General features: G+C 33.4%; 26 protein-coding genes. All 26 read left to right on the top strand.

Annotated elements, in window-relative coordinates:
- Nucleotides 1-127: 127 nt before the first annotated feature.
- The 26 genes from KQI41_RS11210 to KQI41_RS11080 all read left to right on the top strand — a co-directional run bounded on the left by KQI41_RS11210 (nt 128) and on the right by KQI41_RS11080 (nt 22,170).
- A complete protein-coding gene (locus tag KQI41_RS11210) occupies nt 128-541 on the top strand; it encodes a DUF3788 domain-containing protein (RefSeq protein ID WP_216585327.1) in 414 nt (137 codons plus the stop codon).
- A gap of 8 nt (nt 542-549) precedes the next feature.
- The gene (locus KQI41_RS11205; protein ID WP_216585326.1) at nt 550-867 is read left to right on the top strand and encodes a DUF3795 domain-containing protein; all 318 of its coding nucleotides are present in this window, start codon (nt 550-552) and stop codon (nt 865-867) included.
- A gap of 875 nt (nt 868-1,742) precedes the next feature.
- Entirely contained in the window at nt 1,743-2,555 is an 813-nt protein-coding gene (locus KQI41_RS11195) for a DUF4037 domain-containing protein (protein WP_216585325.1), read from the top strand.
- A gap of 87 nt (nt 2,556-2,642) precedes the next feature.
- Entirely contained in the window at nt 2,643-2,996 is a 354-nt protein-coding gene (locus tag KQI41_RS11190; protein ID WP_216585324.1) for a nuclear transport factor 2 family protein, read from the top strand.
- 239 nt (nt 2,997-3,235) lie between these two features.
- The gene (locus KQI41_RS11185) at nt 3,236-3,922 is read left to right on the top strand and encodes a hypothetical protein (protein WP_216585323.1); all 687 of its coding nucleotides are present in this window, start codon (nt 3,236-3,238) and stop codon (nt 3,920-3,922) included.
- 16 nt (nt 3,923-3,938) lie between these two features.
- Nucleotides 3,939-5,135 carry an antirestriction protein ArdA gene (locus tag KQI41_RS11180; protein ID WP_216585322.1) on the top strand — a complete coding sequence of 399 codons (1,197 nt, stop codon included), beginning with the start codon at nt 3,939-3,941 and terminating at the stop codon, nt 5,133-5,135.
- Nucleotides 5,128-5,421: a DUF4314 domain-containing protein gene (locus KQI41_RS11175; RefSeq protein WP_244971106.1), complete on the top strand. Its 294-nt coding sequence runs from the start codon at nt 5,128-5,130 to the stop codon at nt 5,419-5,421. The genes KQI41_RS11180 and KQI41_RS11175 overlap by 8 nt, the downstream gene beginning before the upstream one ends.
- Nucleotides 5,418-6,437, top strand: a complete 1,020-nt coding sequence (locus tag KQI41_RS11170; protein ID WP_216585321.1) for a hypothetical protein — start codon at nt 5,418-5,420, stop codon at nt 6,435-6,437. The genes KQI41_RS11175 and KQI41_RS11170 overlap by 4 nt, the downstream gene beginning before the upstream one ends.
- A gap of 66 nt (nt 6,438-6,503) precedes the next feature.
- Complete coding sequence (locus KQI41_RS11165; RefSeq protein WP_216585320.1) at nt 6,504-6,791, top strand: hypothetical protein; 288 nt, start codon at nt 6,504-6,506, stop codon at nt 6,789-6,791.
- Between the two features lie 124 nt (nt 6,792-6,915).
- Nucleotides 6,916-7,248, top strand: a complete 333-nt coding sequence (locus KQI41_RS11160; RefSeq protein ID WP_216585319.1) for an HTH domain-containing protein — start codon at nt 6,916-6,918, stop codon at nt 7,246-7,248.
- Between the two features lie 24 nt (nt 7,249-7,272).
- The gene (locus KQI41_RS11155; protein ID WP_244971104.1) at nt 7,273-8,100 is read left to right on the top strand and encodes a DNA adenine methylase; all 828 of its coding nucleotides are present in this window, start codon (nt 7,273-7,275) and stop codon (nt 8,098-8,100) included.
- 18 nt (nt 8,101-8,118) lie between these two features.
- The gene (locus KQI41_RS11150; RefSeq protein ID WP_216585317.1) at nt 8,119-8,619 is read left to right on the top strand and encodes a hypothetical protein; all 501 of its coding nucleotides are present in this window, start codon (nt 8,119-8,121) and stop codon (nt 8,617-8,619) included.
- A 113-nt stretch (nt 8,620-8,732) separates the two neighbouring features.
- Nucleotides 8,733-9,287, top strand: coding sequence for a YodL domain-containing protein (locus KQI41_RS11145; protein WP_216585316.1), 555 nt, complete (start codon nt 8,733-8,735; stop codon nt 9,285-9,287).
- 25 nt (nt 9,288-9,312) lie between these two features.
- Nucleotides 9,313-9,534: a DUF6133 family protein gene (locus KQI41_RS11140; RefSeq protein WP_216585315.1), complete on the top strand. Its 222-nt coding sequence runs from the start codon at nt 9,313-9,315 to the stop codon at nt 9,532-9,534.
- A 17-nt stretch (nt 9,535-9,551) separates the two neighbouring features.
- Entirely contained in the window at nt 9,552-13,070 is a 3,519-nt protein-coding gene (locus KQI41_RS11135) for an S-layer homology domain-containing protein (protein WP_216585314.1), read from the top strand.
- Between the two features lie 17 nt (nt 13,071-13,087).
- Complete coding sequence (locus KQI41_RS11130) at nt 13,088-13,318, top strand: DUF6133 family protein (RefSeq protein ID WP_216585313.1); 231 nt, start codon at nt 13,088-13,090, stop codon at nt 13,316-13,318.
- A gap of 16 nt (nt 13,319-13,334) precedes the next feature.
- Complete coding sequence (locus tag KQI41_RS11125) at nt 13,335-13,736, top strand: prepilin peptidase (RefSeq protein ID WP_216585312.1); 402 nt, start codon at nt 13,335-13,337, stop codon at nt 13,734-13,736.
- Between the two features lie 12 nt (nt 13,737-13,748).
- Complete coding sequence (cpaB, locus tag KQI41_RS11120) at nt 13,749-14,561, top strand: Flp pilus assembly protein CpaB (protein WP_216585311.1); 813 nt, start codon at nt 13,749-13,751, stop codon at nt 14,559-14,561.
- Nucleotide 14,562: 1 nt separating this feature from the next.
- Complete coding sequence (locus KQI41_RS11115) at nt 14,563-15,372, top strand: AAA family ATPase (RefSeq protein WP_216585310.1); 810 nt, start codon at nt 14,563-14,565, stop codon at nt 15,370-15,372.
- On the top strand, nt 15,366-16,940 hold the full coding sequence (locus KQI41_RS11110; RefSeq protein ID WP_216585309.1) for a CpaF/VirB11 family protein: 1,575 nt from the start codon (nt 15,366-15,368) through the stop codon (nt 16,938-16,940). The genes KQI41_RS11115 and KQI41_RS11110 overlap by 7 nt, the downstream gene beginning before the upstream one ends.
- Nucleotides 16,937-17,866, top strand: a complete 930-nt coding sequence (locus KQI41_RS11105; RefSeq protein ID WP_216585308.1) for a type II secretion system F family protein — start codon at nt 16,937-16,939, stop codon at nt 17,864-17,866. The genes KQI41_RS11110 and KQI41_RS11105 overlap by 4 nt, the downstream gene beginning before the upstream one ends.
- 5 nt (nt 17,867-17,871) lie before the next feature.
- A complete protein-coding gene (locus KQI41_RS11100) occupies nt 17,872-18,744 on the top strand; it encodes a hypothetical protein (protein WP_216585307.1) in 873 nt (290 codons plus the stop codon).
- A gap of 11 nt (nt 18,745-18,755) precedes the next feature.
- Nucleotides 18,756-19,151, top strand: coding sequence for a DUF4320 family protein (locus KQI41_RS11095; protein WP_154442942.1), 396 nt, complete (start codon nt 18,756-18,758; stop codon nt 19,149-19,151).
- 8 nt (nt 19,152-19,159) lie between these two features.
- Nucleotides 19,160-19,705, top strand: a complete 546-nt coding sequence (locus KQI41_RS11090; RefSeq protein ID WP_216585306.1) for a hypothetical protein — start codon at nt 19,160-19,162, stop codon at nt 19,703-19,705.
- A gap of 85 nt (nt 19,706-19,790) precedes the next feature.
- On the top strand, nt 19,791-20,414 hold the full coding sequence (locus KQI41_RS11085) for a DUF6550 family protein (protein WP_216585305.1): 624 nt from the start codon (nt 19,791-19,793) through the stop codon (nt 20,412-20,414).
- Nucleotides 20,415-20,478: 64 nt separating this feature from the next.
- The gene (locus KQI41_RS11080; protein ID WP_154442990.1) at nt 20,479-22,170 is read left to right on the top strand and encodes a DUF8193 domain-containing protein; all 1,692 of its coding nucleotides are present in this window, start codon (nt 20,479-20,481) and stop codon (nt 22,168-22,170) included.
- The last annotated feature ends 2 nt before the right edge of the window (nt 22,171-22,172 follow it).

The following is a 22,172-nucleotide window of genomic DNA, read 5'->3' as shown; positions in this document are numbered from 1 at the left end:
TGATGCTAAAAAAGAATGGATATAACTGTAATTTCGAATTGTTAAACGAACTTTTGTCCAATATAATATAATAAAATTATAAAGTAGCATCTTGATAAAATAGATATAGAAAAGGAGGCAAATTGAAATGTTAGAAAAGATACCATCAGAAGAGGAACTACAACAAATTATGGGCAAAGAGAAATTCAAAGCATGGACTGAAATTAATAGTTTTATTGAAAAGAATTATAATGTTGAGTCTATGTGGGACAAAGGAGGCAAAACAGGTATTTACGAACTTAAATATCGTAGAGGTGGCAAAACTCTTTGCGCGCTATACCCGCGGGAACTAGGTTTGAAGATTTTAGTGATCTTTGGAAAGGTGGAACGGGAAAAATTTGAGAATTCAAGACAAGAGTTCACCCAGTATATAAGGGATTTTTATGATAACACACATCAATATCATGATGGTAAATGGCTATATTTAGATTATAATAGAGATTTACTTGTTGATGATATTAAAAAGCTCATTTTAATAAAGAAAAAACCTAATAGGAAGTAGGGATAAATGTGATTAATCTAACTAAATGTGGTTATTGTTGTGATTTATGCAAAGCGTATTCACCTAATATATTAAAAAATGACCAGCGGAAAGAACTTTCTGAAATGTGGAAGAGTTGTTATGATCTTGATATTTCTCCTAAAAATATCTACTGTGATGGTTGCCGTTGCCAGAAGACGGAAGCAAAACTTATAGATACTGACTGTCCTGTAAGGAAATGTGACATAAATGAAGAACTTTCTCATTGTGGGGAATGTTCTAATTATCCCTGTGATAAATTTAATCAAAGAAAGGGATTATCAGCAAAAGAAGTAAAAAAATATTAGGGTCTGATTATGATGATTCCCAATACAATGAGTATTTACTTGCATATGATAACAAGACTAGAATTGATGATTATAAGAGAAAGAGTATAGATTAACTGTATTAGTAGTAATGATTGACATCATGTTCTAGACATGGTATTGATCAATATGGAACTTCTATTTAGAAATATTATCCTACCACCAAGGTGGTAATATCTACTTACAACATCTTTATTGCCACCTCAAGGCACGTTGGGAGTACAATTCTGATGACGTATTGTGGTTTGGAGAAGGAATAATAGAGATTGACCACAACATATAGTGGTTTAGAGATGAGATTTGGGTCAAAAATCGGTGGAAAAACACCGTTTTTTGACCCTTAAAAATAGGGTGTTTTATAGATGACATTGGGTAATTTAAGTAATGACAGATAGAAATTGGGAATATTAGGTTGCTAATTGGATAGATGATTTATATACTATAGATGAACATAAATAATTAAGTATATAACAAAAATAAAAAATTAAGACTTTAATATTAAAAATAATATCTATAATTATATAAATAATCCTTGTATCTACAATAATATAAGCTACATTGAAACTTAGTAATAAACTATGAACATCATTTATAAGATAAACAATCGTATTATGAATGCTTGAAAGTTAGCTAAAATATAATACAGATAGGAAGTGAAAGTGGTTGAAACCAGTAACAATAAGAAGAGGCAAAAGGATAAATAATATAATTGCAAGTATTCCGCATGGATCTTCACTCATAACAAATGAAATGAAAAGTAAAATAAAAGATAAAATAGTGTTAACAAATAATGACTGGTTTTTATCGGAGTTGTAGAATATGACGCATTAAAATAAGTATTTTAAGGGGGAGATATCATGATTTATGATACAAAGAAAATCATAGATACATTAATAAGTAATATTTCAGAAATGAGTGAAGTACAATCAATCGGAATAAGCGGTAGTAAGACCTCTCTTCCAAGGGCAGGAGAAGGGGATATTGATATTTTTATATATTGCAATATGATACCTAATCTTGAAAAAAGACAAGCCATAATAAATGAGTTGGGTAGCCAGATACAAGAAGGCAAAGTAAATATCTTTGAAGGGGGACATTGGGGAATAGGAGATTTCGTGCTTATAAACGGTATTGAAACTTGGTTAATGTATTTTACAGTGAGTGAAACCTTAACTGATATGGACTCTATACTTAATGGTAAATACCCAGATAAATTGGATAATTACTACTATCCAATAGGGCGATGTGCCATGTTAAAAGATATTAATGTTTTATGCGATAAAAGCAATTTTTTAGATGACTTAAAAAAAAGACTATCCGAGTACCCCGATAAATTAGGAAAGATACTTATACAATATCATTTAGATGAACTTGAGGATACAGAGGATTTGGGACGTGCTGTAGTCAGAAAAGATGTACTGTTTTATCACTTTGCAATGGATATTGCAATTGACCATTTCCTTCAAGCGTTGTTTGCTATTAATAAAATCTATTTTCCAAGCAGAAAAAGAACTCTTGATTTTATTGAGAACTTTAGTATTAAACCCGAAGGATGTAGTGAAAAATTATTAGAAGTTATTAGATTAGGTAGTTTTGCAGAAGGAATTAATCAATCTTTTACACTATGGAGTAATATGGTTAATGAACTAAAGAAATTGAGTAATATTTAGTATGATTAATTCGCCATCTTCAAATATTGCGGCGCAAGGGTGTATTTATGCGAAGTAAAGATTATTACATAACAGGAGGTAATTTACATGAAGCCAAAAGAAATACTTTGTCAATGGGTTGATGCGTTTAACAATGCAGATACAGAAACTATTGCAAATTTATATGATGATAATGCAATAAATCATCAGGTTGCTAATGAGCCAGTTGTTGGAAAAGAGGCTATAAAGGAAATGTTTGAACAAGAGTTTTCTCAAGCAAAGATGGTTTGCATTGTTGAAAATATCTTTGAAGATGGACAATGGGCAATTTTAGAGTGGCGTGACCCATTAGGTTTAAGAGGCTGTGGCTTTTTTCAGATAGTAAATAATAAGATTTTATTTCAGAGGGGCTATTGGGATAAACTATCTTTCTTAAAACAGCACAATCTACCAATTGAATAATACAAGTATAATCCCTATCTGAAGTAGTTCACATTTTTTATACATAGTTCATCTAATAAGTAAGAAAAATTAAATTAATCAAATGATAAATGCGTTGAGATTCATATAAAATCTTAATGTATTTATTTTTAAATAAAAACTAAATAAAGGGTAAAGGGCGAAGTTTTAGGTCAATAAATGACTATTATAAACTTCGCCCTTTTTTTATGTCTAAAAACAGAAAGAAAGGATTGAGGACAATGTCAAAATTATTTATGTATGGAACTTCATTGGAGGGAATAGAACAGCTGATGGTTATGGCGCCAAATTTTCAGCCAAGAAGAAGTGGTATAGTTATTAATAATTATTTTAATTGCGAAGGAGGTGTTAAAGATTGTAATTCTGTGATTAATGTAAGTAATAGATGCAATGACTGCGGATGCATTCATTCTAGTTTTTTATCTAATGTGGATAAGATTAGTTACAAAGGTTTAATAAATGAATGCTTTAGAAAAATAAGAAATTATTCATTTAAAGACAGGCTGAAACATCTTACTGATAGCTTTAAAGGAGAAATATTTTTAAATCCTAAGCATAAGGAAAGATTCTATCGTGTGATTTACGAACAAGATATTGACATCTACGATATATTCCCAAGATACATTGCTGTGATATTTCTTTTGACTTACGATGAAATTCTATGGCAGCTCACAGAACATACAGTAAAATTAAATGGATTTGATTTTAATAAGAGTAACCTTAAACAAATCAGTACAGAGGGCTATGCCATATACCAAATGGCTAAAACCATATGGACAGGAAAAGAAAGTATAGAGATCAGTGAAATAGCAGATGTGGATTTAATTGATGATAAGTCCTTTAAGACTATTGTTAATGCTTCACTGATTACAAGGTATGGTACAGATATATTTTTAATTACAAAGTAGAATGGAGGGATAAAAATTGAACATAACAATTAAAAAATCTAATGGAGAAAATGAAAAGACTAGAGCTGTATGGTTTCCCATTGAAGAAGAAAATCTATATAAGATATGCAGTGAAATAGGAATAGAAATGACTACAGCATCAAATTGCTATATTGAAAATAGTATGGATAGAAACTTTCTAGAGATACTGTATAATAAAAATTGTAATATAGATGAGCTAAACTATTTAATGAAAAGGTTGGATGGATTTAGTCAAAAGGAAATAGAAAGATTTTATGCAGTATCCTTTTCAGAAAGCCCTAAGACAATGGCAGAATTAATAAATCTAAGTTTTAATCTGCATTGCTATAGCCTTGTATCTGACTTTAATAATCTAGAAAAGGTGGGGAAAGACCTATATCTAACAGAGAAGCAAGCAGTGTCAACAAAAGAATTAGATGAACTTGACGGTGAATCATACGCAATGGATGTAATAAAAAATAATCCTAATCCTATAATTACACCATATGGGGTCCTATATAAAAATAGCAATGTACCTGAGCAAGTATATAATGGAAAGCAGTTCCCTCCATATCTATGGAAAGAAACAATAGCAGCAGTGCAACTGACTGCAAAGGGAGAGAATGAATATATTTATCTTCCATGTTCAGATATTGAAGTTGAAAAGGCACTGATGAGATTAGAAACACCTTACCTGCATGATTGTGAAGTAGCAATTGATAGTAATAGTTTTCCTGACAGTATATTAAATGTTGTTTCTGCAAGTACAACACCAGTAACTAAGGTGGCTACCTTAAACAATTTAGCAAAGCGTTATAGTGAGATGGGGAGTCATAATATAATACATTTTGAAAAGCTGATAGATTATGTTAAGCCTCGAACTATTGATGAAGTCTTTGCACTTGCAGAATCTATGTATGAATTTGAATTATTTGATGGAATAAAAAATGCTGAAAGCTATGGAAGATATATGATTTGTGAGTCAGGGCATTTTGAATATGATCCAAATCTTGAGGAATATATTGATTTTAAAAGATATGGGCAAATGAAAATGGTACAGGAAGATGGGGCATTTTCAAATGAAGGATATATTATTTATCATGGATTTAATCAAAAGCTTGCCAATTTATTATTTGAAAATCTAGGTATCATGATTCCTGAAGAAATGGAAATAAATCAAAATCAAATAATAAGAGGGATAAAACTTGAATAATAGAAAGCAGGTGGAAAAAATTAAAAATATGTATCCTGCAGGAACAAGAATAGAATTACTTTCAACAATGGATGATAAGCAGGGAGTTGAGAAAGGGACTAAGGGAACTGTGATTCATGTAGACGATATCAGAACCATCCACATGAAATGGGATAATGGCAGAAGTCTTGGTCTTATTCCTGAAGTAGATAACTTTAAAGTATTATCCCGTCCTAAAGAAGAAGTCAAAGAATCAGAGAATCATTCCAAAGAACAGTCGCAAGGCATGGGAGGTATGAGCCTATGAGAAATTTAGATCATATGTGGAAAAAGCTTGAAGGGACAGAAGAAGAAATAGCATATCTTGAAAGACGATTTAATGAAATATCAGTAAAAGAACAATATGTTTTAGAAGGTGCCATTCAAATTGTTAAAATATATAATGCACCAGATTTAATTAATCTTATAGAGCAGTTAAGTAGTTTTGATTTTTACTATAAAGCTATCAATGAAAAATCCCTTGGAGAATATGTAGCAAGATTTAAAGAATATGCATCTGACGAGGTACTCCCATTTATTAAAACAGAAAAACTAGGAAGGGAATACCATGAAGATTTTGAAGGTGTATTTACTAATAAGGGATATACGATTGAAAGAAATACAATAAAGCAAATCTATGATGGTTCAAACTTAGATAAGCTGACAGGAGGTGATTGGACAATAAAAATTAAGGTTGGAAGTAAAGAATATCCGAAAGGCTTATGGATAAACTTGCCTGACTATGGACCTTTTACCTTAGAACCTGATGAGATAGCTATTGCATTAGACGTACTTGGTATAGATAAGTGGGATGAAGGTTATTTACTAGATGCGAAGTGTATATTCCCTAGTATTACAGAATTAAGAGACCAGTGTGACTCTATAGAAAAGTTAATTTTTTATGGTAATAATTTAGGTTATGCTTGTGATGAACAAGATCAAGGGAGAGATTTCTTTATGGAGCATTTAGAATCAGCCATAGAAATTGAAGGTTGTACAAGACTTGATTTTGCCCTTGATATCTCCCAAAATCTAGATTGCTATGACTTTATACCAAAAGGTGCTGATTTTGAAAAGTACGGAAGGATTATGGCAGAAAAACACGGAATCGTAAAACTGGACTCAATCCTGGGAGAAAACTTCGACTATGTAAAATATGCCAAGGCAGATATTGAAAAGAAAGAACTGGAACCTTGCAAGCATGGGTTTATTAAAAGAAATGAAGAGATGTTTTATTATGAATTCAGTGAAGAACCAGATAGTGTTAAACTATCCATGGAGTAGCCAATATTCTAATAGATATATTGAATTTCTTGTGGTATGCTTTGGTGCTTGAAGGAGGTGGCATCCATGGAAGATATCATGGAAATATTAGAAGATGCAATATATGAAAGGTTGGAACTGGCATACTTTGAATTAATCAAAGAAGATGAAGAGGTAAAAGAAAGCGTTGAAGCAGTGAAGGAATTAGGGATAAAGCTTTGTGAAAACAGAGATATTCCAAGGGAAGTAAAAAGACAGATTGAAGATTACAAAGATATATCATATTTTATAGAAAGGGAGATGCAAAAATTTATTTATATGGAAGGGATAAAAGACTGTCTCAAGTTGTTAATAAAACTTGGTATGCTAAGATAGCACGGTAAGAACCGTGTTTTTTAATACCTAAAAATAATTAAGGTCGATTGTTTGCTGTATTTAACAGTATATCAGTCGGCCTTTTTTTATTGCCTAAAAATAATAGCCAAAGGAGGGTTTGGAGGTGGAACATGATTTTTTAACCTATATAAAAAAATATCATCAGGGAAAAGAAAAGGCAGTATCCAGTGCATATCTTCAAAGCAGATTTTCCATAAGCAGCAGATCTGTAAGAAAAATAGTCAATCAATTAAGAAATGAGGGCAATCCAATATGCAGTGATGAAAATGGCTATTATTATGCTACAAATAAAGATGAAGTCCTAAATAGTGTTTATCAGATGACCAGCAGAATAAAGGAAATTGCAAAAGCAAAGAATGGTCTAGTTAAATCCCTGCAGAACTTTCCCGATGAAAGTGGTCAACTGAAACTAGAGATTGATGAAGGAAGAGAATAGAGGTGATGAAATATTAATAGCTTTATGAGTTGGATAGGAGGGAAAAAGGCTTTAAGAGAATTGATAGTGTCTGTATTTCCACTTTATTATGAAAGATATATAGAAGTGTTTGGAGGCGGTGGCTGGGTACTATTTCATAAACCACCTGGTAATGATTTTGAAGTTTATAACGATTTTAATGGACTTTTGACCAATCTATATCGTTGTGTCCGGGAGAAACCAAATGAACTGATGGAGGCATTACGCTTTGTATTAAATTCCCGGGAGGATTTTGACAGAGTAAAGGATGCACTTGCAATAGATAGTCCTGAAAGTGATGTAGTAAAGGCAGCATATTTTTATCAGCTTATTCGATATAGCTATGCATCAGGACTTAATAGCTTTGGCAGTCAGCCCCATGATATGTGGGTTAATTTCCCCTTAATTGAACAAGCACATAGAAGACTTAGTAAAGTTGTAATTGAAAATAAGGATTTTGAAAAGCTGATAAGGCAATATGATCGCCCTATCAGCTTTTTCTATTTAGATCCACCATACTTTGAAACAGAAAAATATTATAAAAATATAGGTGAAGATGGTTTCCAAGAGAAGGATCATATAAGGCTTAGGGATACCTTAATGAGTATTGAAGGGAAATTCCTACTTTCCTATAATGACTGTGATTTTATAAGAAATCTATACGATGCTCCGAATATTCAGATTGAAAGCTTTTCCCGTATCAATAACATTAAGCAGCGTTATGATAACGGTGCCCAGTTTTCAGAAATACTTGTAGCAAATTATGACATGCAGGAAAGGAAGGATAACAATCCTTCACAAATAAATATATTTGAAATAAACAATGAACTTTAAAACAAGGAGGAAATATAGATGAAGATTATAAAAGAAAATTCCAATAGTAATATCATTATACCAATTGAGGTATTGAAAGCCTCAAATCTTTTAGATAGTAAAGATATTGAATTAAAAACATTGGAAAATGCATTTGTAGTGATGAAAGGAACTATGAATACGATGGAACTCATAAGGTTAGCTGAAGGACTTAAGAACCTATCTGAAGAGTTAATTATCCATCTTGCAAGTGTTTGTGGCAGATGCCTTGATTGCTCATACTGTGCAGGAACTGAAGAATATGATGAGATTATTGTACCTGATTATCTTTTAGAAGAAGCAGGAATCCCAATAGATGCAAAGCTTTGTGCATATGCAGAAGAAGACAGTGGTGAAGTTATAGTGATGCAGGCAGATTATGACTACGATATAGCTGATGTACCGCAGTTTGTAATCGACATTTTTGAGATGTCAGGAATTTGCATTAGGGAACTGGAAGAAAATCTAATAATGGAGAATATCGTCTATGGAGATGAATAACCCTTAATTAAATAATCTTAAAAATAAGTAACCTTAACAAAGTAGGATTATGAGAGGAGATGATAATAAAAGTTTAAAAGGGAGGGGGAAATATATATAAATGGAGGTGTAGTATGAGTGGCATTCAGCTAAAAAATGGCTGTATTTTTTATTATGGAAATCCTGCAGGTTATGTAGAAAATGAAAAGGCAACTATAGATTCCATATTTAAAAGTGAAGAACTAGAAAACTGGATTAAACAAAGAAAATTAAGTCCTAAATGGACAAAGGGTGTGTTTGAAAAGTTATCAAAGGGAAGTATGTCTTTTGGTGATGAAGTATCAATAGTTTTAAAGGATTGTCGTATATGGCAATTAAAAACTGATGTATGCCCTGGTCGTAAATTTATAGGCTATGAAGAATTAAAAGATAAGTTTGGAGAGCCTGATAAGGATAATTATAAGATTGCCTATGAAGGGAAAATTGAAACTAATGATTTGGAGGAAATATATACAAAGTTTAATCTAAATCATCCTCAAGGATTTACTGGTCATTCACTTTCTATATCTGATGTAATAGAGCTTTATGATAGTACAAGCAGTGAATTTTACTATGTAGATCGATTTGGTTTTAAAGAAATTGATTTTGAACAAAAAGAACAAAATCAAGGAATGAATATGAGTATTTAAGAATTTAAAAATGGAGGAAAACAATATGATAAAAAAGGCAAATGAATTTATTACAAGAAAGGCTATATCTATGAAATTGGCAGTGAGTAATAATCGTGGTGAAGGATATATTGATACAGCAGTAAAAATCCTTATTTCTGTTGTATTAGGGGCATTACTTCTAGCAGGATTATATCTGTTATTTGGTGATGTGGTTATGCCTACTTTAAACGAAAAAATTAAAGAAATGTTTAACTATGCAGGTTAAAAGGAGGAAACGTAATAATGAAATATAAATCAAAAAGAATAATTAATATTCTTTTAGTAGTTTGTATTCTAATGACTAATTTTATAGGTTCTGTCTATGCTACAAAGCATATATTTTCAGATAGTATAGGACATTGGGCTGGAGAAACAATTAATCTTCTTACAGAGAGAGGGATTATTCAAGGATATCCTGATGGACTATCTCATCCGGATAATATTATTACAAGGGGAGAATTTTCAGCTCTTTTGGCAAGAACTATGGAACTTAAAACTAAAGATAGAGCTAATATTAATCCAGTATTTGAAGATATTCAAGGACATTTTGCCCAAAATGAAATAGAAGCACTTGTTTCTGAAGGGATCATTGTAGTGGGAGACTATGGTAAGTTATACCTTCCAAACAAGCCTATTACTAGAATGGAAATGATTAAAATGCTAGTTAGAGCAACAGGAAAAGAAAATCATAATCGAGATTGTTCTTGTAATACTGGCTTTCTTGATGAAGATAATTTGACTAAAGAAGAGATTGAATATATTTGTCTTGGAAAACATTATAACATTATTTCGGGTTATCCAGACAGAACCCTCCGTCCTAATGGTGAGGCAACTCGTGCTGAAGCCTTTACAATGCTTATTAAGCAGGAGAAAGCCAAAGAAAAGATAAAGGAAGATAAAGCTAAAAATGAGCAAGAAAAGCCTATTTTACCATCAAAACCAATTGATAAGCCTATAGACAACAATCCAGATAGAGATAGGGATACAGATACAGGAAACAGCTCATCAACAGGCGATGGATCTAATTATGTTCCAGCACCAAAATATAGTTTTGAACTTCCCCTTACAGCTTATGTTGATGAGGAAATAAAAATTATTACTAAAGCCTCCAATGTAAAGTCGGTTACATGGGAGATTAGTAAAGATGGTATTTCTGTAGATTTACTTTCAGTTATTGATGGGGAACTAGAGGCAGATGGGGGAACTATCAAAATTAAATCTATTGGAAGTTATACCTTTACGGCCACAGCTGTAAATAGTCGTGGAAAAGAGATTAAGCATGAACAAACCATAGATATTTACCCAGTAGTTTCTGCTAAGTTTAAACTACCTGAAACAGCCCATACAGATACAACCATAGATGTTGACCTATCCGTCAAAAACTTAGGAGATAATCCTATAGCATGGTCGCTAAAAAAAGACAATGTTGAAATAGAACTTGATACTAATATTACAGGGGAACTTACAAATACAGGTGGTTTAATAATATTTAATGACACAGGGATATATGAGCTAACAGCTGTTATAACTGATGAATTAGGGAAACAAATCAAAGTAAGTAATGTAATAAAGATATATCCTGTGGGAGAGGTTGAGCTAGAACTTGATAAAATAACACATACTGATAAAAAGGTTATATTAAAGACAGAAACAAAAAATCTTGATGATATGGAGCTAACTTGGTCCCTGACTAGAAATGGAGAAGAGGTCAATGTTTCAGATTTTATTGAAGGTAATATCTCATTAGGAGATAGCGTTATAGGTTTTAAGAAAAAAGGTGTATACAATTTAATTCTTTCAGCTATAGATAAAACTGGCAGAACATTTGCAGATAAGGTATCCATTACCGTATATCCTGTAGGTTCTGCTGGTTTTTATTTACCTGAAATATTCCATACAGATGATGAGATAAAGATTGAAGCAGCCTTTGAGGAAATTGGCAATCGTGATGCAGAGTGGTCACTTATTAAGGATGGCAAAGAAGTAGAACTTTCAGATTTTGTTAGTGGAAATCTATCAAACAATGGAGGAATAGTTACTTTTCCTTATAAAGGTGAATATATTCTAAAAGCCTCTTTCACCGACGATGGAGGAAGAATATATGACTATGAACAAAGTTTTAAAGTTTACCCTGTGCCAGCCGTTAGTTATACATTACCTAAATATGCTCATACTGACAGCAATATTAATGTAGATGTAGATAGTACTGAGATAGATAACCTAGAAATAGAATGGCTTGTTGATAATACCTATGGCTTTCAAGATTGGTCAACCTATGTAGAGAGAAGTCTAAATAATTCAGGAGGCAGTATTAGATTTAAAAGAGCAGGTGTTTATGAACTAGTGGCTAGAATCACCGATGAAACGGGCAGAATATTTCTATTTGAAGTAGGAGATAAAATCGAGGTGCTTCCTGTATTAGATATAGGATTTGAACTTCCTCAATCAGCTTATACAGATAGCATTATTAATATTAGGACCTATGGTAATAATAATGTACTTCCAGTGGAATGGAGTATTACCAAAGACGGTGAAGTTTTATCTGAAGAACAAGCAATTTCTGGCAGTTTAAATGCACAAGGTGGTAAAATTACTTTCCTTACAGATGGAGATTATATATTAACTGCAAGGATGACGGATTTCCTAGAGAGAAGTTTTTCATATAGTCAACAAATAACCATAAACCCTGTTATAGAGTATAGCTTTACCATACCTGATTCCATTCATTATGGCAGGGATTTTGAAGTAAAGACAGTTTCTGAAAATCTTGGAACTAATAAGGTTAGGTGGACATTAGAAAAAATAGGTGAGTTAGCAAATTTCAATGGTGAACTTACAAATACAGGAGGGAAAATCTCAATATCAGATACAGGTGAATTTACTCTTATAGCCACAATTATAGACGGTGAAGGAAGAGTATTTACTCATAAAGAAAAGATTACTATTACCAATACTGCACCAACAGTAACATTAATTGTCACACCTACTAGAACTGTTAAAGATGGCAAATTCCTTGTTGATATTAAGGCAACAGCCAGTGATCCGGATGGAGATGCAACAACTTTGGAATATGAAGGTACAACTAGTGATAACTACTATTCGGTAGGTACACATACTATCCGTGTACGTGCCAAGGACAGTGCAGGAGCTTATTCACCTTGGGTAGAGAAGAGTTTTACAATTAAAAACTCACCACCAATTACTCCTGTAATTACTAGGACACCAAATGGAAATAGTGTTGCTCCTGGTACTAAGGTAACTATTACAGCTAAGAGTACTGATGCAGATAATGATCCAATTACCTATGTTTGGGAAGGGCGTAATGCTGAAACACAAGTCTACCCGTTAGGAAAAAATACGGTTCGCGTAAAGGCTGTGGATTCCACAGGTGCAGAGTCCCCTTGGGCAGCCATTGTATTCTTTGTTGCTGATCCTAATGGCAGTGGAGGTATGATGTTAACTGGTCCTGATTCAGTGATTCTAGAAAATGGTTTAGAAAGTGCAACTATTACTGAATATACATTTACTGTTCCTCCTGTTGCAGGACATAGTGGAAGTGATTATGGTCGTGTCCGTGGATACAATGTAAAAACAAAACAATGGGATGAACTTGATTATGGAACTACAAGCAATGGTATCACATTCAGCAGAACTCTAAGTGCTGGTATGTACTCTAAGCTTGAGTTTTATTATTATACGAATCACAATTGTATGTATGATAAATCCAATATTACCTATTCTGTAAGTTACCATTTTGAATAAATAAGGAGGAAATGAATATGGAAAGAACAATTGAAAAAACAAATAATTTTATAACAAATAAAGCTATATCTGTAAAAACAGCAATGAACAATAATAGGGGAGAAGGATATATTGACACAGCAGTGAAAATTCTTATTGCTGTAGTTTTAGGGGCATTACTTCTGGCAGGACTATACCTATTATTCGGTGATGTGGTTATGCCAACACTAACAGAACGTATCAAAGAAATGTTTAACTATGCAGGTTAAGAGCATCTTACAGGGGGTGCTTTTTTCTTTTCTGCTTATGGCGGCATCTTATACAGATATTAGAAAAAGGGAAATACCAGATATAATCTGTATATTTATTGCATTAATAGGACTTCTAAGGTTTAGCTTTATAAATCTGTTTGGGATAATTATTGCTATCCCATTTTTATTAGGAGCAGTATTAAAAGAAAACAGTATTGGTGGGGGTGATATAAAACTAACTGCTTCAGCAGGTATTCTCCTTGGATTTTGGAGAGGAATCTATGGGTTAATAATAGGACTTAGTTTATTAATATTATTTTATTTGTGCTTTATATTAATATCTAAGATAAAGAAAAAGCAAGTGGCTAGGAATCTTCCTATGCCACTTGCTCCCTTTTTAGGGCTAGGTTTTATGATTATATATTTTATAAATTAGGAGGAAAATCATATGGGTTTTTTTAAAAATAGAACTGTAATTGGAGTGATATGTATTTTATTATCACTTCTTATATGCTTTGGACTTACACCATTATTTAATAAAGGTATGAGTAAAAAAACAGAGATTGTAAGGGTAGTAAAGGAAATTAAAGCAGGGGATGAAATTACAAAGGACATGGTTCAAGTTGTAGAAGTAGGTGGTTATAACCTACCTGATAATATTATTCGAACAAAGGATAATGTTATTGGAAAGTATGCCACATCGGATTTAGGAATAGGGGATTACATTCTAAATACAAAGCTATCAGATATGCCAGCAGCTGAAAATGCTTATTTGTACAATCTTAATGGAAGTAAACAGGCAATATCCATTACCATAAAAAGTTTTGCAAATGGTCTATCTGGAAAGCTTCAAAGTGGAGATATAGTATCTATCATTGCACCTGATTATAAAAAGCAGGGAACAACAGTTATTCCATCAGAACTTAAATATGTAGAAGTGATATCCGTAACTGCTTCATCAGGATATGATGCAAATACTGGTGAACAAAGAATAGAAGATGAAAGGGAACTTCCATCAACTGTAACCCTTCTTGTAACTCCAGAACAAGGAAATATTCTTGCTGAACTAGAGTCAGATTCTAAGGCACATTTATCACTGGTCTATAGGGGAACACCAGAAAATACAAGACAGTTTATTGATATGCAGGAAGAGATAATCAAGGAACTATATCCGGAAGAACAAGAAGAACAGGAAGAAACAGATGAAGAAGTACCTGAAGAAAATATAGTTGAGGAAATAACGGATGGTGAGGTGGAATAAATTGCTGAACTTTAAAAAGAAAGGTATATTCACACGAAGGACAGAGGAAAAAGTGCAGGAGGAAATTCTTCATGGAGGGGTTTTGGCTGTTTGGGGAAGTCCCGGAAGTGGAAAAACAATTACAGCTACAAAGATTGCCAAGTATCTAGCAGATAAGAAAAAGAATGTAGTATTAGTTTTATGTGATATGACAGCACCTATGCTTCCTTGTATTTGTCCTCCATCAGATCTTGAATATGAAAAATCCTTGGGAAGTATTTTAGCTGCAACTCATGTAAGTGAAGCCCTTGTAAAACACAATATGATTACTCATAAGAGATTATCATATTTAACAATCCTTGGAATGCTTAAAGGAGAAAATGAATATACCTATCCCCCATATACAGAAGTACAAGCAAGGGAATTAATTGAAAACCTTAGAAAAATAGCACCTTTTGTAATTATCGATTGTGGCAGTTATATTGCAAATGATATTTTATCTGCAGTTGCCTTAATGGAATCAGATTCAGTATTAAGACTGGCCAATTGTGATTTAAAAAGCATCAGTTATTTATCCAGCCAATTACCCCTTCTTCAAGATAGTAAATGGGATGCAGATAAGCAGTATAAGATAGGATCAAATCTAAAGACACAGGAAGGTATTGAATATATAAATCAAGTTCTTGGAAATGTGGCTTTTAAACTACCCCATTCACAGGAACTTGAAGAACAATACCTTGCAGGGAATCTATTTGCAGACTTATCCATGAGAGATAGCAGGGCATTTAGAAAAGAGATAGAAAAGATTGCAAGGGAGGTGTTTGGATGTTAGGTAAAAAAAGAGATAAATCTGTTTTTCTAAAGGAAAAAAATCGACAAAATGGAAGATTTGTAAATGAAAATGAGGCAAAAGATGAACCAGTTAGTCATATATCTACTACTGAAGATTTAGCAGTAGAAGTGTTGGAAACAGAAGGAGCGGAAGAGATAAATAAGGTATTGGAAGTGAATGAAGGAAAGGTAACTCAAAGAGAGTTGGGGTCTGATAACAGAACCCACTCTCTATTTTTTACCCCAGAATCAGATGGTAAAGACTTTTCTACAGTCTTAAAAGATGTTCAAGAGTATATCTCAAATAATTATTCTATCCTTATTACTGATGAAACAGTAAAAGAATCTAAGGAACATTTAAAAAGATATATATCCAAATATGTACAGGACAGTCGAATTTCAGTAAAGGGAATGAGTGGAGAAGAACTTATTAATGCACTTTATAGTGAAATGGCTGAGTTTGGATTTTTAACAAAGTATATACATGGAGAAGGAATTGAAGAGATTGATATCAATTCATGGAAGGATATTGAAATTCAGTATTCTGACGGAAGATGTCAAAAGCTGGATGAACACTTTGATTCTCCAGAACACGCAATTAATGTAATAAGGAGAATGCTCCATATATCTGGAATGGTTCTTGATAATGCAAGTCCTGCTGTTCTTGGACATTTGTCTAAAAATATTCGTATAGCAGTATTAAAAACACCACTCGTAGATGAGGATGTTGGTATTGCAGCCTCTATTCGTATTGTAAATCCCCAGAACATGAAAAAAGAAGATTTTGTAAATGGAGGTACAGCAACTAATCCTATGCTGGATTTTTTATCAGAATGTATCCGTTATGGAATTTCTGTTTGTGTGGCGGGGGCAACCAGTTCAGGTAAAACAACAGTTGCAGGGTGGCTACTGACTACAATACCAGATAATAAGCGAATATTCACCATTGAAAATGGCTCAAGGGAACTATCCCTAGTCCGTGAAAAAGATGGTAGAGTAACTAATTCTGTTATCCATACAATAACTCGAGATAGCGAAAATGAAAGACAAAGAATAGATCAGATTACACTCCTTGATATGTCTCTTCGTTTTAATCCAGATATTATTGTAGTAGGGGAGATGCGTGGAGCAGAGGCTAATGCAGCACAAGAAGCAGCAAGGACAGGGGTAGCTGTTCTTACAACCATACACTCAAACTCCTGTGAGGCAACCTATAGAAGGATGGTGTCCCTTTGTAAAAGAGCAGTGGATATGACTGATGAAACATTGATGGGATATGTGACAGAAGCCTATCCTATAGTTGTATTTTGTAAGCAGCTTGAAAATAAGGAAAGAAAATTGATGGAGATTATGGAATGCGAAATCCTATCTGATGGTACTAGAAATTATAGGCCACTATTTCAGTACATTATTACTGAAAATCATATGGAAGGTGGGGAGTTTATAATTAAAGGTTATCATGAACAAGTGAATAGCATTTCTGAAAGTCTATCTAAAAGGTTCTTAGAAAACGGAATGCCAATTAGTACTATAGAAAAACTTAAAAAGAAGGAGGTACAAAGTATATGAGTACCATCTTGCTAATGGCTTGTATCGGAATGATTACAGGTTTTTTTATTTTGTTTAATATCTCTCCAATGGAATTTACGGATAATATCTTTAAAAAGCTAATGAATAAACCTAAAAGTATTAAAGATGAGATTAATGAAGTTACTAAGAGAAAGAAAATGTCTTTTTTAAGGCGAGAAATAATGGAAGTTCAGGAGGTATTGAGAGTAACAGGGAGAGAGAAAAGATTTCCTATGCTTTGTGCATTATCCCTTTTGCTTTTTGCCATAGGAGGATCAATTGCCATTATCCTCGGAAATCTTTTTTTAGTTCCAGTAATGGCAATAGGCTTTATGTTTATCCCTTTTTGGTATGTTCGTATTACCCAAACCCATTTTAAAAAGGCTATTTCAGCTGAACTTGAAACAGCACTTAGTATTATTACAACAGCATATTTAAGAAATGAAGATATTCTAACTGCTGTGGAAGAAAATATGAATTATTTAAATCCTCCGGCATTATCAGTTTTTAGGGAATTTGTTTCAAGGATAAAGCTAATAGATCCTGATGTTATTGCCTCTTTAAGGGAAATGAAAGGAAGGATTGATAATGCAGTGTTTCATGAATGGTGTGATGCATTAATTGCTTGTCAGTTTGATAGAAGTTTAAAGACAACATTAACCCCAATTGTAAGCAAATTGTCTGATATGAGAGTAGTAAATGGAGAGCTTGAAAATATGGTGTTTGAACCACGAAAAGAATTTATTACGATGCAGATATTAGTTCTTGGGAATATTCCCCTTTTATATTTCCTAAATAAAGATTGGTATCATACATTGATGCATACTGTAATGGGGCAGATTGTACTTGCAATATGTATTACTGCCATATTTATATCTACAGCTTTTGTAATCAAATTAACCCAACCAATAGAGTATAGGAGGTAGATAAGATGACATTTTTAATTATTATCTTTGGAATACTCCTTGCTCTTGGACTGTTTTTTATAATGGCTGATATTTTAAGACTTCCAAGCTTTGCCACACAAAAAGCCATGCAATCAGCAGGAAAAAAAGGAAAAGAAAAGACAAAAAGTATAGATATATTACTTCTAGGATGGGCGGTAAAACTGGCAAAATACATTCCCATTGATGAGTATAAAAGAAATAGAATGAAAAATACACTGAATGCTTCTGGAATAAATATGACTCCAGAAGAATATATGGCATCTGCCATAGTGAAGTCGGGTGTAATTGCATTAGGAGTAGTACCTTGTTTAATAATACTGCCACTTTTAGCACCAATTGTTGCATTTTTAAGTATCCTTATATATTTTAAAGAGATACGAAAAGCAGATGAAGAATTAAAAGAAAAAAGAGAAAAGATAGAAAGAGAACTTCCAAGATTTGTAGCAACCATTACTCAAGAGTTAAAGGCCAGCAGAGATGTATTATCTATCCTAGAAAATTTCAAGAAAAATGCAGGAGAGGATTTTGCAAATGAATTAGATATATTAACTGCAGATATGAGGTCTTCATCTTATGAAGCAGCACTTACAAGGTTTGAAGCAAGGATAAACTCACCTATGTTATCAGATATTACTAGAGGGCTAATCGGTGTTCTTCGTGGAGATGATGGATCGATGTATTTTCAAATGCTATCCCATGATATGAAACAATTAGAACTTCAAAGGTTAAAGGCTGAAGCTATGAAAATACCACCAAAGATAAGAGTGTTCTCCTTTATTATGCTTATGTGTTTTATGGGTGTATATATATCTATTATCATCTATGAAATTATCCGCTCTTTCAGCGGATTGTTTTAGGAGGTGTTCATATGCTTAAGGTACTAAAGTCTAATAAGGGAGAAGGATATATTGATGTAGCTGTACTTGTACTTTCTGTAATGCTTGTTATTGCTCTGGCCGTAAAAGTATTTCCAGTTTATATTGCAAAGCAACAAATTGACACCTTTGCCACAGAACTTGTTAGAGAAGCAGAGATTGCAGGAAGGGTAGGGGCAGAAACTACAAATAGGGAAATTTTATTAAGAGATAAAATGGGAATTACACCAACGGTTAAGTGGTCAAGAACAGGAAAGATACAATTAAATGAAGAGATAACTGTTACTTTAACCTATGAAACTAATATAGGTTTGTTTGGAGGATTTGGTTCCTTCCCTATAACTTTACGAGCCGATGCTGCAGGAAAATCAGAAGTATATTGGAAGTAGGTGAAAGGATGAAAAGACTCAAACAAATACTAAAAGATAAAAAAGGCAGTTCCTTTCCTTTGATTGTAGCTGTAGCTTTGTGTCTTGTAATAATTATTACAGGAATATCTGAATATTTTAGATTGATGATTATAGCACAGGGTGTTCGTGATGCAGTGCAAGATGCAGTAATTTCCACAGTAAATGATAATTATGATGATGTTTATCATGGAGTCCGTGAAGGATATTCGGGAGGATATCAGCCAGTAGCAGATGATTTTGAAGAATCTCTTGATTATGGAGATATTTATAATAGATTAGATACAATATTAGGTTTAGAGCAAAGTGGTGGATACCATGTAAAGACTATATCAGATGGAAAAATGGAGTTTAGAATATGGAATTTAGATGTAGATATAAGAAATGCACCTATTGCATCAGGAGATATTGCCAGTTCAAGATTTAAGGTTGATTGCACCATTATGCTTGAAGTACCAGTATCCTTTGGGGGGAGACTTCTTCCAAGTATGAGGATAAAAATAAAGACAAGCGGAGGCTATACTCCTAAGTTTTAAGAGTTTAGAAAATATGAATAGACATTTCCAAACTCTTGTGGTAGGGTGTGAATTATAAGAAACGGAAAAAAGGAGGCAGAAATCTATGAAGAATATAAGTGAAAAAACTAAAAAGTGGCTTGTAGTTACTGGAGGTTTGGTGATTTGTGCAATGCTTATACTTATGATAAGCTCACAGTTTAGAAAAGAACCAATAGAGGATACACTGCCAAATCAAAATATAGAAGTTGATGATGTAACAATAGAAAAACCAAAGGATACAGAAAAGGCAGAGAAAGAAGAAATTACAAATAATGAGGATAAAACAAATGATGAAAAGGCAAATGAAAATGAAGATGGAATTATAGTACCACCAATTAAAACTCCAGATACACAGTCTACAAATAAGAACGGTGTAAATAAGGGAACAGAGCAGACTATTCAAAAGAATGTTGAAAAGCCTAAAGAACCTACAAAAGAACAGCTTACAAATCCAACTCAGAAACCTAATGGTGAAAGGGTAACAGAGCCACCAGTAAATGTGGATCATGACAAGGTAGAGAAACCCGAAGAGCCACCAAAAAAGAATGATGAACCAAAGAGTGGAGATAAAAAAGATGGTAAGATTTATGTGCCTGGATTTGGATGGATTGATGATATTGGAGAAGGTGAAGGAATTAAAGCTGAAGATATGTATGAGAATGGTAACAAGGTAGGTAATATGGATTAAATACTAATAGCAAGATAGACACTGTAGAAATACAGTGTTTTTTCTTTGCAGAAAGGAGAATTCCATGAAGAGAATATTAACAATTTTTATAGCCTTTTTAATGATATTTAATTTAGTTGCACCTATTTCTGTACTTGCAGTTGGAGATGGAAATATTGACTCTGGCGGTGGAGGAATGGGAAGTGGTACAAGTGGAAATAAATGGTCACCTGGTTATGATGGGGTGAGGGTGACTGTAGTTCGTGCAAGTGACCATTCTACAGTGACTACCCCTATTGATTTAACTAATAAATCGCCAACCAATGTCCGCCTGCATTTTGGAAAGGTAAGCAAAATAAGTTATAACAGTGGTAAGACTCTTTCACCTAGTGGAGATAGTTATTCCTTTATAAATCCTTCACAATCAATACCTAAAATAGTAAGTACAGATGGGAAAAATAATATTGAGGCCATAAAAAGCTATTTTACAGATGAGCAGGTTATTCGTTCAATTGCATCTCGTACAGGAATGAATTATGACATACTAATTAATGGAGAATATAAACTACTCTTAGAACCTATGGCATATTATACATTTCAAGGGGTTATGGTTGCTACAACAGCAACAGAGGCGGCTATGTATGATGAGCAGGTAAGTGGATTATTAAGAAGTAAAATGGTATCCTTATCCCATAAAAATTTACCTCTCTCAATGTTTTTGGAAGTAGGAGATTTAGGATATCATGCATGGAAAGGCAGTACGTCAACTCCAGCATCCAATGCAGATATCAAGTCTTCTTTGGGTCTTGGAATTGTTCGTTTTACAGAGAAACCAGAAGAACCAATTATCAGCACCTATGATTATGAATATAGAGTAAATACAGAAGTTATAACATCGGTAATGGTAAGTGGTGGGCAATCTGATCCTGATAATCCAACCAGTGTTAGCTTTGAAATAGGGGGAAGAACCTACAATGTAGGAAATGTCTACTATCCTAGAGGTGACTCACAACTTGCTTGGGTAAAATGGACAACACCAGATACTGAGCAGGATATGATTATTAATGTAAGTGTTCGTGGTTCTGGCAGCATAACTAAATCGATTATCGATGTAAGGATTGTTGATTTAGATAAGAATCCGCCTCCAAATCCTGTAGCTAATGATAGAAATGATACATTCTCACATGCTCCTGTTCCAAATAGAGAGCAGAAAACAACAGCTAATTGGAGCATATGGAGTCCATGGTGGCAAGAGTATTGGGTATGGCATAGAACTGGGGAAGATTCAGGATATTGGTGTGATCATGGTTGGTGGGAGTTTGACCTTGACCAATATAGTGCAAGACTTTCTGCTGATATGAGAATTACAAATGATATTAAAAATCCTACTGCAAGTGGAAGTGTTTTCAAAAGTGGATACGGCATCAATCAATTGGTAAATGCAAGTGTAAGTAGCAATCAAAGTTCTGCCATTACCTATCCTCAAAATGCCGTTTCTTATTTTCCAGAATTTCGATATGAAACCTACTGGAGATTATTAGAACGTGTTTCAGGAGGTTCAAATACAAGATTTGAATTTAAGAAAAATAAGTATTCTACCTACAAAAACCGTACACATTTTACACCTATATGGATGCCAGACGGTGAATATATTGTAAACACATGGCTCGTAGATGCATGGACCCCTGATGGGATGCTTTCTATGAATCTTACAGACTCACTTACAATAAGGGGAAATCTATGGCAAGACTGGCATATTGCGCCTTTAAAACCTTAAAT

This window comes from Tissierella pigra (genome assembly GCF_018917845.1).
GTDB lineage: Bacteria > Bacillota > Clostridia > Tissierellales > Tissierellaceae > Tissierella > Tissierella pigra.
The sequence above is the reverse complement of the archived record's forward strand: the minus strand, read 5'-3'. Positions and strand labels throughout refer to the sequence as shown.